Raw genomic sequence first — 14,642 nt, forward strand, 5'->3', positions numbered from 1 at the left:
GAACTTCGATGCCTGCCGGCGGTTTACCCGGCATGCCGAAACAGACCCTTTCCACCTACAACCGCAAACGCGACTTCAGAAAAACCGACGAACCGCGCGGCAAGGCCCACAAGCGTGACCAGCATCGCTTCGTGATCCAGAAACACGATGCCAGTCGTCTGCATTTCGATTTCCGGCTCGAGCATGACGGCGTACTGAAATCCTGGGCTGTGCCCAAAGGTCCGAGCCTCGATCCGGCCGACAAGCGCCTAGCCGTGCAGGTGGAGGATCATCCGGTCGAATACGGCACCTTCGAGGGCACGATCCCCGAGGGCGAATATGGCGGTGGCACGGTGCAGCTCTGGGATCGGGGCCACTGGCATCCGGTCGAGACCGACGATGCGGCCAAAGCCCTTCGCCAGGGCAAGATCGCCTTCGAACTGGAAGGCGAGCGCCTGCATGGCCGCTGGGCGCTGGTGCAAATGCGCGGATCGCGCAATCCGGACGGCAGGAACTGGCTGCTGATCAAGGAAAAGGACCGCTTCGTCAAAACCGGGCGCGCCGCCAATATCGCCGCCATCGACGAGTCGGTGGAGAGCGGCCGCAGTCTGGCCGAGATCGCCGAGGGCAATTCGGCGGAGTGGCGTAGCGGTAAGGCCGTGAAACCGAAAGCAGTGGCAAAACCAAAGACGGCGAAGAAAAAGACCGGACAACGGAAGGCGGCAAAGAAGAAATCCGCCCGCCGCAAATCCCGGGAGGATGAGCCTCCGGGTTTCATCGAGCCGCAGTTGACCAAGCTCTGGGATGCGCCGCCCGAGGAATCAGGCTGGGCCCACGAGATCAAGTTCGATGGCTATCGCATCCAGCTCCGGATTCATGATGGCGCCGTGACGGCCTGGTCGCGGAGCGGGCTCGACTGGACCGAAAAATTTCCCGAGATCGCCAATGCGGCCAGGCAATTTCCGGACGGTATCGTTGATGGCGAAATATGTGCGCTGGATGATGCGGACAGACCAGACTTTCCGGCGCTACAGGCTGCCCTGCAGGAGGGCGACACCGCGGATCTCGTCTATTTCGCCTTCGACCTGCTCTGGAGTGAGGGCCGGGACCTGCGCGTCGAGCGTTACGAGGAACGCAAACGGCTACTGCAGGATTATCTGGCCCCCGAAAAGAAACAGGTGCTGATCCGGTATGTGCCGCATTTCATCTTGCCGGGCGAGAGCCTGCGCCAGTCCGCCTGCCGCATGGCGCTGGAAGGCATAATCTCCAAGCAGCTCGATGCTCCATACCGTTCTGGCCGCAGCGATCTGTGGGTGAAGACCAAGTGCAAAGGCCGGCAGGAATTTGTGATCGGCGGTTACAGCCTGGGTACGGCCGGCAGAAGTATGGGTTCTCTTCTGGTTGGCGTTTACGATGGCAGGGACCTGAAATACCGTGGCCGGGTCGGCACCGGATTCAATGTCACGCTATCAAAGGTATTGAATAAAGCCCTGAAGCCATTATCCGTGAAAGCGACGCCGTTTATCGGCCCGCAGCCGGAGAAGACTTCCGACGTGCGCTGGGTAAAGCCGCAATTGGTGGCGGAAGTGGAATATGGCGGCTGGACCGGTGAGGGGCTGCTGAGGCATGCATCGTACAAGGGGTTGCGCGAAGATAAGCCGGCGAAAACCGTGAAAGGCGAGGGCAAGGCCGTGGCGCGAGCAAAGATTCCAGGGGCCGAAAGCAAGGTGGTGCTGACCAACCCCGACAAGCTTCTGTGGCCGAAGGAGAAGATCAGCAAGTTGGATCTGGCAGCCTATTATGCGCGCATGACCGTGCCGTTGCTGCGTTTCGCCGGATATCGACCCTTGTCGATCATTCGCGCGCCCGACGGCATTGCTGGCGAGCAGTTTTTCCAGCGACACCACAATCGCGGAACCTCTGCCCTGATCGGTAAGGTGAAGATAAGGGGCGAGACGCAGCCCTATCTCACCGTGGAAGACGCCGAGGGTTTGCAGGCTATGGCGCAGTTCGGCGTGCTGGAACTGCATCCCTGGGGATCGACGGTCAAGGATATTGAACACCCCGACCAGATGATCTTCGATCTTGATCCTGATGCGACCGTGCCATTCAGTTTCGTGAAGAAAGCTGCACTGGCGATGCGCGATCATCTGGCCGGGCTGGGCCTGGCGAGTTTCCCCAAGCTCACCGGCGGCAAGGGCGTGCATGTGGTGGTGCCGCTGCAGCCGAAGGCGGGCTGGAAGGAGATCAAGGCTTTCACCCACGCAGTGGCCGTGGCCTTCGAGCAGGCCGATCCGGAACATTTCATTGCCGAGGCACGCAAAGCCAAGCGCAAAGGCAAGATTTTTGTCGACTACCTGCGCAATGACCGCACCGCCACGGCAGTGTCATGCTGGTCGCCGCGCGCAAGACCCGGCGCACCGCTGGCCGTGCCGGTCACCTGGGATTTTCTGACCAGACAGAAGCGGCTGCCGGTCTACAGCATGAAAAAGTTGCCGGCGGCGCTGAAGCATATTGGTGACTGGGATGATTTCGAGGCCAGCCGCGTGGCGTTGACTCCAGCTATGCTGCGGCGCGCCGGCGCATAGCGGCCTTTTTCCGGGATGCGCTGCGGGTGGTTGCCTTGCGGCGCCGGTTGGAGGGTTTGGCCGGCGCCGCCTTGCCGCTACCCTTCAGGCTGCGGCGCAGGGCACCCAACAGATCACTCTCTTCCGCCTTGTCCTCATCCGGCGGCGGTGCGGTGATTTTCTGGCCCTTCTGCTTGCGCTTGATGATCTTGCGCAGGGCATCCTCATAGCGGTCGATGAAATCGGACGGATCGAAGGCTTCCGCCTGCTGGCCGATGATCTGTTCGGCGATGGACAGCATTTTCTTGTCAGGTTTGCGTGCCGGGATACCCCGGAAGACAGAGTCTTCATCGCGTATTTCATCGTGGCTGCGCAGGGTTGTCAGCAACAGGCCGCGGCCGCGCGGCTCGACGGCGACAACACGTTCGCGGGTATGCATCACAACCCGGCCAATGGCGATACGCTGTGTGCTTTCCATTGCTTCCCGGATGATGCTGTAGGCTTCCATGGCATTCTTGCCATTCGGTGCGACGTAATAGGGCTGGTCCCAGTAAACCCTGTCGATATCGTCCATGCCAACGAAGCTTTCGATGTCGATATTCTTCGTCGATTCAATGCGGGCAGCGTCTATATCGGCGTCGGTCAGAATCACATGGCGGTTTTTGCCCACTTCGTAGCCTTTCACCAGGTCGGTCCGCTTTACGGCTCCCAGCTTTGGGTCATGCGGCACCATGCGGATGCGACGGTGGGTTTTCTTGTGGATCAGGTGGAAGGCAATATCGTTGCCGCGTGTGGTGGCGCTGTACAGAGCCACCGGGCAGGACACCAGCGACAACTTGAGATGACCTTCCCAACTGGGGCGTTGCATGGCGATTCTCCGGGAAAATCCAATGGCATGAAATTGATGGCGTGAGTCGAACGGAAGCCCTGGACGGGGGTTCCGGAGAAATATTCGCCCGACCATGGAACGCATAGGCCTCGTTGGGGTTTGGCTCGGCAACCACAGGACCATGGAGGGAAAGATGCAGGATCAGACGTTGCTGTCATCCCGGCCCGCGCCGCCCAAATCCGCTCCAGCCGCACCCAACCATCTTCCGCCGCGCCCTGAGCAAGCGAGCAATCCCCAGGCCAGCCGCCAGCAGGAGCAGGCCCAGCAGCAGCGTCAGCAGTGATAACCGTGGAAGCCGGAGCCGGCATTACCGCGCTGCTGCGCCAAAGCCATGACGCGGTTCTTGACCTGGCGGATCAACTCTGTCGCGAAGAGGACAATCCGCAGCAGCGGCGCGACATCCTGCATCGGTTCAGGCTGGCCTGGAGCCTGGCGGCGCGGGCGGAAGAAGCGGCGGTCTACGAGATGCTGAAGGCAGCGAAGGGCGTAGGGACCGAAGCCCTGGCCCTGCAGGGTTATGTCGAGCACAGCCTGTTCGACCATATCATCGAAAAGCTTGGACGCTCGAGCGCCACCACCAGCCCGCCCTGGACGGCCCACGCCGTGGTGCTGAAATCGCTGCTGCTGCGGCATGTCGAAGACGAGCGGCAGATCCTCTTCGCGATGCTGGACCGCCATTTCAACGCTGCGCAGCAGGCCGATATGGTGGCGGTTTTCCTGGCGGCCCGCGACGAGCTGACCGCTCAGGCGCCGCAGCAAGTCCGTTGTCGGGCCTGACCGCTTACGCGGCGAGCGGGAAGCGCACCCAGAAGCGGCTGCCGGCCTCTTCCTGGCTTTCAAAGCCGATCTCGCCGCCCATCGCCTGGGTCAAGCGGCGCGCGATGGCCAGCCCCAGGCCGCTGCCGGCAACGGCGCTGCCCTCGCGACCCAGCCGGTTGAAGCTCTTGAAGGTATCGGCCTGCCGCGCCGCCGGGATGCCGCAGCCGGTATCGGCCACATACAGCACCACGGCATCGTTTTCGCACCGGCAGCCCAGCTCGACCTTGCCGCTGGGCGGTGTGAACTTGTAGGCATTACTGATGAAGTTGCCCAGCACGCGCATCAGCTGCGTGTGGTCGGCCTGGAAGCGCAGGATCTGCTGGCCCGGATTCTCCACCAGGGTCAGGCTGTTCAGCTTGGCGGCCGGCCGGTGCAGATCGAAGGCTTCGGCGATCACTTCGGCCGCGGTCATCGTTTCGCGCTCGATCTTCAGGTTGCCGGCTTCGATATAGGCCATGGTCATGATTCCGTCGGTCAGTGCCAGTAGGGTCCGGCCACCGGTCTCGATGGCTGAAACATAATCCAGTTCATTTGAAGACAGGGTGCCACTGGGATTCATGCGCAGGATCTGCGCAAAGCCCATGATGGCGTTCAGGGGTGTGCGGAATTCATGATTCATCGAGCTGAGGAAGGTGCTCTTCATGCGATTGGAGGCTTCCTGCTCGGCGGCATGCTGCTCGGCCTGCCGTTTCGCCTTGTGCAACTCCAGTTCATCCATGGCGATGGCGGCGAGGCTCTGCAGATGGCCCAGTTGCTGGGGTGTCAGATGACGCGGCTGACGGTCAGCCACGCAGAAAGTGCCGATGCGGTGGCCGGTGGCGGTCACCAGCGGGATGCCGGCATAGAAGCGGATATGGGGCGCGCCGGTGACCAGCGGGTTATCGCGGAACAGCGGATGAGCTTCGGCATCTTCGATGAGGAAGGGAATGTCGTCGAGGATCGCATGGGCGCAGAAGGCGATGTCGCGGGTGGTTTCCTGCACGGCCAGACCGTAACTGGACTTGAACCACTGCCGTTCAGCGTCGACCAGCGAGACCATGGCGATCGGCGTGTCGAACAGATCGGCAGCCAGGCGTGTGACGCGGTCGAAGCGCACATCAGGGGCGCTATCGAGAATCTGATAGCTGTTCAATGCGACGAGACGTTCGGCTTCATGGACGGGCAGGGCGGCGGCAACAGTCATGATGGCGGACCTTCGATGCAATCGCGAGTGTGCGATCGACCGGAACGCTATCATCGGCCCTGAAGAGGGCAGCCTAACTTTACAGTAACGGCCGTCCCGGCCCGGCCCGAAAAGCCGGGTTTTCCTGACAGGTTTCCGTTTCTTTATATTCCGCTCCGTATAGCCGGAGCGATCCCTATGTGGCTGGGCCGCCGGAGGTCGCCGTGAAATACTGCATCATGTGCAGGCTGTCGCTCACCAGCTGCCGCAGATCCTGGAACAGGACGGCCAGTTCCAGGCTGGCCAAAAATGCTATGCAGTAGAAGGATGTGGCATGCGCCCCTTCCCAGCGCAGCAGCGGTTGGGCCAGGAAGCGCGGACGAAGCAGCAGGAAGGACACCTGCATCACGGCGATGCCGATGATGCCGCCTGCCAGGATATCGGTGGTGTAATGATAGCCCAGGAACATGCGCGGCAGGCAGATCACCAGCAGGGTCCAGACAATGGCCACCTGGCCCAGTCGTGGCTGCAGGCGCCAGATGGCGGCGGAAAGCGCGAAGAACAGGACGCCATGGTCACTCGGGAAGGAGCTCCAGCCATCGAGATTCTGCGCGTCCATGCCCAGCGGCAGGGTCAGGTCCAGCCCGGTGTTGTGCAGCGGTCGCTCCCGGAAGGGCAGCATCAGTTGCAGCAGGCGGGCAATGCCAATCGCCACCACACTGCCGGCCAGGGCCGTGATGATCGTCTGGCGCCGCTGTTCCGGTTCGTGATCGCGTCGGAACCACTGCCACCAGAAAAACGCCATGAACAGGCCGCCCTTGAAGATGGCTGAATCGGCGATGTTATAGACAAACCGGTCAAGCCGCGCGTCATGCCCAACGAACTGGTTGAGCCAGATGGCGATGGCGCGATCGATTCCGGCGATCGGTGCCACAAGCGTGGCGAGACTGGACATGGCGTTCCACCCGGACGGTTATGACGGTTTCGGGTGTCATAAAACGTTCATGGTGGCGCGGCTGTGACCAAGGGGCCCGGGCCGGTGACCAGACGGTGACCGGACGGTATGCAGGGCGGTCGGATTTACCGGTTGTCGACGCGCTTGTTGAACACGTGGATGGCGATACGGTCCCAGATGCCATTCAGGCGGAAGGGGTCGCCGGCATTGAAAGCCTCGACATCCGCGCGGCTTCCGGCTTCCACCACGAACAGACTGCCGATCATGCGCTCGCCATCATCCGACATCAGCGGACCGGAGATCACGGTCTTCACGCGGGCCTGGGCCAGATAGGCCTTGTGGGCATCGTAATGCGCCAGCCGGCGCGGCAGGGCGTCGGCACCGTCGATGCAGTGGATGGCGAACAGCATCGTCACAGCAGGCGGCAGATCACAGAAAACGACAGGCGCGGTCGAAATCATGCCGCGGCTGGCGGCCGAACAGCTTCGAGCTGTCGCCGTAACCGATATTGCACAGGAAATCGGTCTGCCAGCGGCCGTCGGGGAAGAATTCGGCATTCACCTTGGCGATATCGAAGCCGCTCATCGGGCCGCAGTCGAGGCCGATGGCGCGGGCGGCCATCATCAGATAGGCGCCCTGGAGCGTGGCATTGCGCTGCGCGGTGGCCGTGGCCATCGGGGCATTGTTGGCAAAGGTCTCGCGCGCTTCGGGCTTGTGCCAGATCTCGGGCATGAATTCGTAGAACTGCGTATCGCGGGCGACAATGGCGGTCACCGGCGCAGCCATGGTCTTGTCCAGGTTGGCGGGCGACAGCGCCGGGGCAAGGCGCTGTCTGGCCTCGGCCGTGCGCAGGAAGACCACGCGCATCGGCTGGGTGTTCATCGAGGTGGCGCCCATTTTCGCGATGTCATACAGCTCGCGCAGTTGCGCATCCGACACGGGCTTGTCGAGCCAGCCATTCTGGGTACGTGCGTTGAAAAACAGCTGGTCCAGGGCGGCCTGGGCAATCTTTGTCATCGATGCAATCCGTGGTGGGGGCGTTAAAGGCTGACCGACTCGCGCACGATCGTGGCGGTGCGGCGCAGGTGATTTTCCAGCGCGGCGGCGGCGCGGTCGGCATCGCGGGCCATCACGGCCTCGAACATCAGTTTATGCTCGCCATGGACGTTGCGGGTGCCACTGTCGAGCGGCACCGACATGCGGCGGTAGCGCTCGCTCTGTTCGTACAGCATCGCCCGCATGCGCAGCAGCCAGTCGTTGCCACAGGCCCCGAGCAACGCGGCATGGAAATCCGCATGCGCCCGCGACCAGGGTTCGCTCAGATGCATGTCCTTGCCTTCGACGGTCTCGCTGAGCCGCGACAGCCGATGGAAGGCGGCGACGATGCCGCTCTCCCAACTCAGGTCGCCGCGTGCGATCGAGGCGCGCAGGCACAGGCTTTCGATGGCGATGCGGGCTTCGGTGATATCGGCCAGTTCCTTGGGCGAAACCGGGCTGACCGTGTAGCCGCGCTGGGGCTCGGAGACGACCAGCGCCTCCGACTGCAGCATCGACAGGGCCTCGCGCACGGCCCCCAGGCTGACATCCAGGTCGGCGGCGAGGCCGGCAATATTGAGCTTCATACCGGGCAACAGGCGGCAGGACAGGATATCGGCGCGGATCTGGGTGTAGGCGCGATGGGACTTGGTCAGCGCCGTGGGTTCGGCGGCCGTTTCAAGCTCAACCAGGGTTTCAGCTATTTTCATCTGAAAAATATATTGCCAGCTGTTTAATCCATATGATAGACCAAAAAATATATAAAAAGTCACGTTCTTGCAAGAACGGACAGGAGGACCGAGCAATGGCAGACCCGAGGCGGCCCGGTGTGACCGCTATCCATTCCCTTGACCGTTTCGTCTTCAGCGTCCCGGACCTGGATGAAGCTCGGACATACTTCACCGACTTCGGCCTCGATGTGCGCCAGGTCGGCCAGCGCCTCGATCTCTACACCTTCGACCATCCCCATCGCTGGGGCTCGATCTATGAAAGCGGCAAGCCGAAGAAGCTCGAATATCTGGCGCTGGGCGTCTATCCGGACGATTACGAGCCGCTGCGGCGCCATCTGGAAAAAAGCGGCGTCCCGCTGATCGACCCGCACCCGCTGGTCGACGAGCAGGGATTCTGGCTGCGCGATCCTGACGGCATCACCCTGCAGGTCGTGGTGGCCGAGAAATCCTCGCCCAGCCAGAAGGGCGAAACCTTCGGCCCGATGAACATGAAAAACCCGGCTGGCATCGACATCGGCATCAACCGCCGCACGATGCAGCCGGTGAAGCCGGTGCGCCTCACCCATGCGCTGCTGTTTTGCTCCGACGTGCCGCGGTCGCTGAACTTCTATCGCGAAGCCATGGGCATGAATCTTTCGGATCAGTCCGGCGACGGTATCGCCTTCATGCATGGCGTGCATTCCAGTGACCATCACCTGCTGGCTTTCGCCAAGTCCGACGGTCCCGGCCTGCACCATACCAGTTGGGTGGTGCGCGGCGTGGACGAAGTCGGCCTCGGCATGGAGCAGATGCTGAACAAGGGCTACCAGTATGGCTGGGGCATGGGCCGCCATGTGCTGGGGTCGAATTACTTCTATTACCAGCGCGATCCCTGGGGCAGCTTCACCGAATATTCCTACGATATCGACTTCGTCGGTCTCGATGGCTGGCCGGCCCAGGATCACCCGCCGGAGGATTCCTTCTACCTCTGGGGACCGGCCGTGCCGGAAGATTTCGTCACCAACCATGAAACCCAGGCCCACAAGGGCTGACCCTTCTCCCCAACACCGTAACCAGGACAGATCAATGAGACTCGTGAATTACATCAAGGCCGGCCGTCGTTCGCTCGGCGCGCGCGTGGGCGACCAGATTGTCGACCTGACCGCCGCCGGCCTGCCCGACAGCACCGATGCCCTGCTGGCCCTCGGCGCCGCCGGTCTGGACAAGGCCAAGGCCGCCGCTGCCGCCGGCACCGAGAAGACGCCGTTTGCCGGCGCCAAGCTGCTGGCCCCGGTGCTCAATCCGTCCAAGGCGATTGCGGTTGGCCTGAACTATATCGACCACGCCGCCGAGAGCCCCTACAAGGACGCGCCGAAATATCCGGTGCTGTTTCATCGTTTCCCGTCATCCTGGGTCGCCCATGACGAGCCGCTGATCAAGCCGAAGATTTCCGACCAGTTCGATTACGAAGCCGAAGTCGCTGTCATCATCGGCAAGGCCGGTCGCTACATCGCCAAGGACAAGGCGCTGGAGCATGTGGTCGGCTATTCGCTGTTCAACGATGGCTCGATCCGCGATTACCAGTTCAAGTCGCACCAGTGGATGATCGGCAAGAATGTCGACAAGACCGCGTCCTTCGGCCCGGATCTGGTCACCGCCGATGAACTGCCGGCCGGCGTGGTCGGCCTGCGTATCCAGTGCCGCCTGAATGGCGAAGTACTGCAGGATGCCAATACCAAGGACATGATCTTCGATGTGCAGACCCTGGTCAGCACCTGCTCCGAAGTCTTCGAGCTGCAGCCGGGCGATGTGATCATCTCGGGCACGCCGGCCGGTGTCGGTTTCGCGCGCAAGCCGCCGATCTTCATGAAGCAGGGCGATGTGGTTGAAGTGGAAGTCGAAAAGATCGGCATCCTGCGCAATGGCGTCAGGAACGAGTAAGTCGTCTATAAAATTTCACACTAGGGAGGAAACAATGAAAAGCTTGAAACGCATTGCCGCACTGGCGGTGATGGCGGCTGGCTGTCTGGGCCTGGCCGCTGCACCGGTCCAGGCGCAGTCCGGTCCGGTCCGCATCGGCAGCTCGCTGGCGCTGACCGGCCCGCTCTCGGCCACCGCGCTGGTCCACAAGCTGGTCGGCGACATCTATGTCGAAGACCTCAACAAGCGCGGTGGCTTGCTCGGCCGGCAGGTGGAATGGATCGTCAAGGACGACCAGTCCAAGCCGGAAGTGGCCCGCACCCTCTATGAACAGCTGCTGACGTCGGACAAGGTCGATCTGTTCATGGGGCCCTATGCCACCGGCGCGATCCTGTCCGCCGTCGGCGTGGCGCAGCGCTACAACAAGATTCTGATCTCGCACACGATGGGCATTCCGTCGCTGGTGAAGTACGACATGCACTTCCCGGCCTGGTCGCTCGGCCCGGATCCGGGCACCACTGTGCCGAACACGCTGTTCGACGCCTTGGAAAAAGCGCCCAAGCCGCCGAAGACCATCGCCGTCGTCACCTCGAAATTCCCCTCGCTGCATTTCCTGTCGCTGGGCGCGCGTGAGGTGGCCAAGAAGCGTGGCCTGCAGGAGGTTCTGTTCCTCGAGTGGGAATTCGGCAACCGCGACTTCGGTCCGATCGCCGCCCGCGTGAAGGATGCCAAGCCCGATCTCGTCTTCGTCGGCGATATCGGCTTGGAAGGCAACATGCTGCTCGAGGCGATGAAGAAGCTGGATTACGAGCCGCCGCTGCACTTCCATCTCTATCCGGCACCCGGTCCGATGGCGACCTCTCCGGAAACCAAGAATGCCCTCTCGGTCACGATCTTCGAGGAGCATGCGCCTTACACCAACAACCCGGTTGCGGCGAAGTTCGTCCAGACCTTCAACGAGCGGGCCAAGGCGGCCGGTTTCCCCTACACCAAGGTTGAGGTGCAGGCGGCCGCGTCCTTCACGGCCTGGCAGTTGCTGGAAGCGTCGGTCGTGGCCACCAAGAGCCTCGACGACCGCAAGATGGCTGACTGGCTGAAAGCCAATCAGGTGCCGACGATCCAGGGCACGTTGCGCTTCGACAAGGGCAACAACTTTGGCGACGACCTGATGCGCATCAAGCAGGTGCAGGGCGACAACTGGGTCACGGTCTGGCCCAAGGAATGGGCTGCGCCCGGCGCCACGCTCAAGCAGTAACCGTTTAACGAGTAAATCCTGATGACTTTCCCAAGCCTGAACCTTCTGCTGCAATCCATCCTGTCTGGCGTCTTCATTGGTGGGATGTACAGTCTGATCGGTCTGGGCTTGGGATTGTCCTGGGGCCTGCTGCGCCAGATCAACCTGGCGCATTTCGGTTTCGTCTTTCTCTCGGCCTATCTCAGCTACCACATGGTCTCGGTCTGGCGGATCGATCCGCTGCTGACCCTGCTGATCCTGCCGCCGGTGTTTTTCGTGATCGGCGTCGCCCAGCAGGCGGTCCTGTCGCGATTCAAGATCTCGCCGTTCAATTCTCTGCTCGTCACCTTCGGCATGACGGTGATGCTGGAAAGCCTGATCCAGTATGTCTGGACCGCCGATTTCCGCAAATTGCAGTCGTCTTATGGCGAGGAGAAGTTCCGGATCGGCGGCCTGTTCGTGCCGGTGCCCGAACTGCTGACCCTCGTGCTCGCCATCTTTTTCGCCTTCGCCGTCTGGGCGGCGATGCGCTTCACCGATATCGGCAAGGCGATGAGAGCCATGGCGGAGGACGGCCAGATCGCGGCCGCCTTCGGCATCAACCAGCGCTGGCTGTCGCTCATGCTGTCAGGGGTCTGTGTCGCCTTGGCCTCCATCGCCGGCGTCTGCTTCGCACTCACCTTCACGCTCACACCGACGCAGATTTTCTCCTGGGTGGGCGTGGTCTTCGCCGTCGTCATGCTGGGTGGACTGGGCAGTGCGCTCGGGCCGCTGGTGGCCGGCATCATCATCGGGGTCAGCGAAGCCATCGCCATGGTGATCTTCGCGCCCTCCTGGGCTCCCATTGTGTCGTTCTCTTTACTGATCCTCATGCTGCTGTTCCGTCCGGGTAGGGCCTGATCATGCTGAACAAGGCCATTCTTTCCGGCATCTTCGCGGCCGGCATCGCGCTTGCCACCCTGCCCTGGCTCGGCGCGCCGGCTTTCTGGGAATCCTTCCTCTACCTGCTGTTCCACTGGGTTATCCTCGCAGTGTCGTGGAACATCCTGTCCGGCTATACCGGCTATTTCTCCTTTGGCCACGGCGCTTTCTTCGGTGCCGGCATTTACGGCACGGCCTATCTGGCCGGCAAGATGGGCTGGCCCTTCCTGGCAACGCTGCCGGCGGCCGTGCTGGTGGCGGCGGTGCTCGGCGTGGCTCTCGGCGCCGTGGTGTTCCGGGTGGCGAGCGTGCGCGGCGAACTCTTCGCGCTGCTGACACTGGCGGTCACCTTCGTGCTCGCCACCATCATTCTCAATACCAGCATCGACGGCGGCCCCGGCATCTACCTGCTCAGCGTCGACATTCCGCATCTCGGTCCCTCGCAGGCTTCGTCGATCTACATGCTGGGCCTGGTCGCGGCGGTGGGAACAGTGGCGATCTCCTACTGGATTTATGTCTCCAAATTCGGCGCCGGCCTGTTCGCGATCCATGATGACGAGGATGTGGCTGAGGTGATGGGCGTGCCAACCTATCGCTTCAAGCTCTATGCGCTCGCGATTTCCTGCGGCCTGGCCGGCCTGGCCGGCGGCATCCATGCGGTCTTCGTGTCCTATATCACCGTGTCGGAAACCTTCTCGATCACGGTGCCACTGTCGGTGGTGCTGATGAGCATCCTGGGCGGCAGCCGGCACTGGATCGGCCCGGCGGTCGGCGCGGTCTTCATCACCTGCCTGCTCTATTTCTTCACTTCCGGTGATTATGCCGTGCTGGGCCGTGCCCTGGTCGGCCTTGTCCTCGTGGTGGTGATCCTGTTCATGCCGTCCGGTTTCCTCGGCGTGGTCTCCAGCTGGCTGAACGGTCGTCGCAGGAAAGTGGCGGTCGAACCGCCGCCCGCGCATGCTGGCGTTGATGGGCAGGCAGCACCGGTGGCGCGGCTGGCCACCAAGCCGGCGGCTTCGGCCGAAGTGCTGCTGCAGGTGCGCGGCCTGACCAAGGCCTTCGCCGGCCTGAAGGCGCTGAACGATGTGACGCTGGAAGTGCGCAAGGGCGAAATCCTGGGCCTGATCGGACCGAACGGGTCCGGCAAGTCGACCTTCATCAATGTCGTCAGCGGCCATTTCAAGCCGACCGCCGGCGAGATCATCTTCGACGGCCAGAATCTGGCCGGCCTGGATGCCCATCGCTTCGCCCAGACCGGTATCGCCCGCACCTACCAGATCCCGCGGCCCTTCAGTCAAATGACCGTGCTGGAGAATGTAGCCATGGTCGGGATGTTTGGCGGCAAGGGCATGAGCCGGCCCGAGGCGCTACGGCAGGCAGAGGAATTTATCGCCTTTGCCGGACTCTCCCATCGAGCGCATGTGTTGCCCGAAGATCTCAATCTGCATCAGCGCAAGTTCCTGGAACTGGCGCGTGCACTGGCGGCGCGACCCAAGCTGCTGATGCTGGACGAGGTGCTGTCCGGCCTGACGCCCGGCGAGATCAACGAGGCCATCGAGATGATCCGCCGTATCCGCGATCGCGGAACCACCATTATTTTCGTCGAGCACGTGATGCGCGCTGTCATGGCGCTGACCGACCGTATCGTGGTGCTGAATTACGGCGGCCTGATTGCCCAGGGCGATGCCGTCGATGTGATGAACGACGAGCAGGTCAAGGCCGCCTATCTGGGGAAAGCGCATGCTTGAAGTCAGCAATCTGAAGGTTGCCTATGGAGCGGCTCCGGCGCTGTGGGATGTCAGCATCAAGGTGCAGACCGGCGAACTGGTCTGCGTCGTCGGTCCGAATGGCGCCGGCAAGACCACGCTGATCAACGCTTTGGCTGGCCTCAACCGCGCCTCTCTGGGCAGCATCGTGTTCGACGGTTCGGATGTCACCCGCATCGCGCCGCATAAATTCTGTCAGGCCGGCATCGCTATCGTGCCCGAAAGCCGCCGGCTGTTCACCAGCATGACGGTGCTGGAGAATCTGGAACTCGGCAGCTTCCTGCCCGAGGCGAAGGCGCGCCGCAAGCAGACGCTGGAGCAGGTTTGCGAGCTGTTTCCCGCCGTGCGGCAGAAACTGCCGATGCCGGCGGGGTCGCTGTCGGGCGGGCAGCAGCAGATGGTCGCGATTGGCCGGGCGCTGATGGCGCTGCCAAAGCTGCTGCTGCTCGATGAACCTTCGCTGGGTCTGGCGCCATCCATCGTGATGGACATGTTCGACGCCATCCGGCGCATCAATGCCGACGGATTATCGGTCCTGCTGGTCGAGCAGAATGTCAGCATGGCCATGGAGCTGGCCAAGCGCGTCTATGTGCTGGAAGAAGGCCGCATCGTGATGGAAGGTCCGGCCGACGACCTGATGCAGCGTCCGGAAATCCGCCAGGCCTATCTCGGCCTGACGCACTGA

The 14,642-nt window shown here is 62.2% G+C and carries 14 protein-coding genes; 8 read left to right on the plus strand and 6 right to left on the minus strand.

Features of this window, described 5'->3' with window-relative positions:
- Positions 1-32: 32 nt before the first annotated feature.
- Positions 33-2,567 (plus strand): DNA ligase D, encoded by a 2,535-nt coding sequence (gene ligD, locus AC1ROB_RS06050; RefSeq protein WP_492972108.1) that lies wholly within the window; start codon positions 33-35, stop codon positions 2,565-2,567.
- Here the strand turns inward: ligD and ku are convergent.
- A complete protein-coding gene (ku, locus tag AC1ROB_RS06055) occupies positions 2,542-3,414 on the minus strand; it encodes a non-homologous end joining protein Ku (RefSeq protein ID WP_492972107.1) in 873 nt (290 codons plus the stop codon). The genes ligD and ku overlap by 26 nt on opposite strands.
- A 309-nt stretch (positions 3,415-3,723) precedes the next feature.
- Here ku and AC1ROB_RS06060 point away from each other — a divergent pair, with 309 nt between their 5' ends.
- On the plus strand, positions 3,724-4,212 hold the full coding sequence (locus AC1ROB_RS06060) for a hemerythrin domain-containing protein (protein ID WP_492972106.1): 489 nt from the start codon (positions 3,724-3,726) through the stop codon (positions 4,210-4,212).
- 4 nt (positions 4,213-4,216) lie between these two features.
- On the opposite strand, the gene AC1ROB_RS06065 is transcribed toward AC1ROB_RS06060, so the two are convergent.
- From AC1ROB_RS06065 to AC1ROB_RS06085, 5 genes are all read right to left on the minus strand, one after another.
- Positions 4,217-5,437: a GAF domain-containing sensor histidine kinase gene (locus tag AC1ROB_RS06065; protein WP_492972105.1), complete on the minus strand. Its 1,221-nt coding sequence runs from the start codon at positions 5,435-5,437 to the stop codon at positions 4,217-4,219.
- Positions 5,438-5,612: 175 nt separating this feature from the next.
- Positions 5,613-6,371, minus strand: a complete 759-nt coding sequence (locus AC1ROB_RS06070) for a phosphatase PAP2 family protein (protein ID WP_492972104.1) — start codon at positions 6,369-6,371, stop codon at positions 5,613-5,615.
- Positions 6,372-6,496: 125 nt separating this feature from the next.
- Positions 6,497-6,781, minus strand: coding sequence for a YciI family protein (locus tag AC1ROB_RS06075; protein ID WP_492972103.1), 285 nt, complete (start codon positions 6,779-6,781; stop codon positions 6,497-6,499).
- A 19-nt stretch (positions 6,782-6,800) separates the two neighbouring features.
- Positions 6,801-7,388 (minus strand): malonic semialdehyde reductase, encoded by a 588-nt coding sequence (locus tag AC1ROB_RS06080; RefSeq protein ID WP_492972102.1) that lies wholly within the window; start codon positions 7,386-7,388, stop codon positions 6,801-6,803.
- A 23-nt stretch (positions 7,389-7,411) separates the two neighbouring features.
- Complete coding sequence (locus AC1ROB_RS06085; protein WP_492972101.1) at positions 7,412-8,116, minus strand: GntR family transcriptional regulator; 705 nt, start codon at positions 8,114-8,116, stop codon at positions 7,412-7,414.
- A gap of 119 nt (positions 8,117-8,235) precedes the next feature.
- Between AC1ROB_RS06085 and AC1ROB_RS06090 the strand changes: the two genes are divergently transcribed.
- From AC1ROB_RS06090 to AC1ROB_RS06115, 6 genes are read left to right on the plus strand one after another with little or no spacing between them, the layout of a single operon-like run.
- Positions 8,236-9,168 carry a VOC family protein gene (locus AC1ROB_RS06090; RefSeq protein ID WP_492972100.1) on the plus strand — a complete coding sequence of 311 codons (933 nt, stop codon included), beginning with the start codon at positions 8,236-8,238 and terminating at the stop codon, positions 9,166-9,168.
- A gap of 34 nt (positions 9,169-9,202) precedes the next feature.
- Entirely contained in the window at positions 9,203-10,057 is an 855-nt protein-coding gene (locus AC1ROB_RS06095; RefSeq protein ID WP_492972099.1) for a fumarylacetoacetate hydrolase family protein, read from the plus strand.
- Between the two features lie 34 nt (positions 10,058-10,091).
- Positions 10,092-11,291 (plus strand): amino acid ABC transporter substrate-binding protein, encoded by a 1,200-nt coding sequence (locus tag AC1ROB_RS06100; RefSeq protein ID WP_492972098.1) that lies wholly within the window; start codon positions 10,092-10,094, stop codon positions 11,289-11,291.
- A gap of 21 nt (positions 11,292-11,312) precedes the next feature.
- On the plus strand, positions 11,313-12,170 hold the full coding sequence (locus tag AC1ROB_RS06105) for a branched-chain amino acid ABC transporter permease (RefSeq protein WP_492972097.1): 858 nt from the start codon (positions 11,313-11,315) through the stop codon (positions 12,168-12,170).
- 2 nt (positions 12,171-12,172) lie between these two features.
- Entirely contained in the window at positions 12,173-13,939 is a 1,767-nt protein-coding gene (locus AC1ROB_RS06110; protein WP_492972096.1) for a branched-chain amino acid ABC transporter ATP-binding protein/permease, read from the plus strand.
- Entirely contained in the window at positions 13,932-14,642 is a 711-nt protein-coding gene (locus tag AC1ROB_RS06115) for an ABC transporter ATP-binding protein (RefSeq protein ID WP_492972095.1), read from the plus strand. Before AC1ROB_RS06110 ends, AC1ROB_RS06115 begins: the two co-directional genes overlap by 8 nt.

This window comes from Ferrovibrio sp. GW821-FHT12F09 (genome assembly GCF_058806775.1).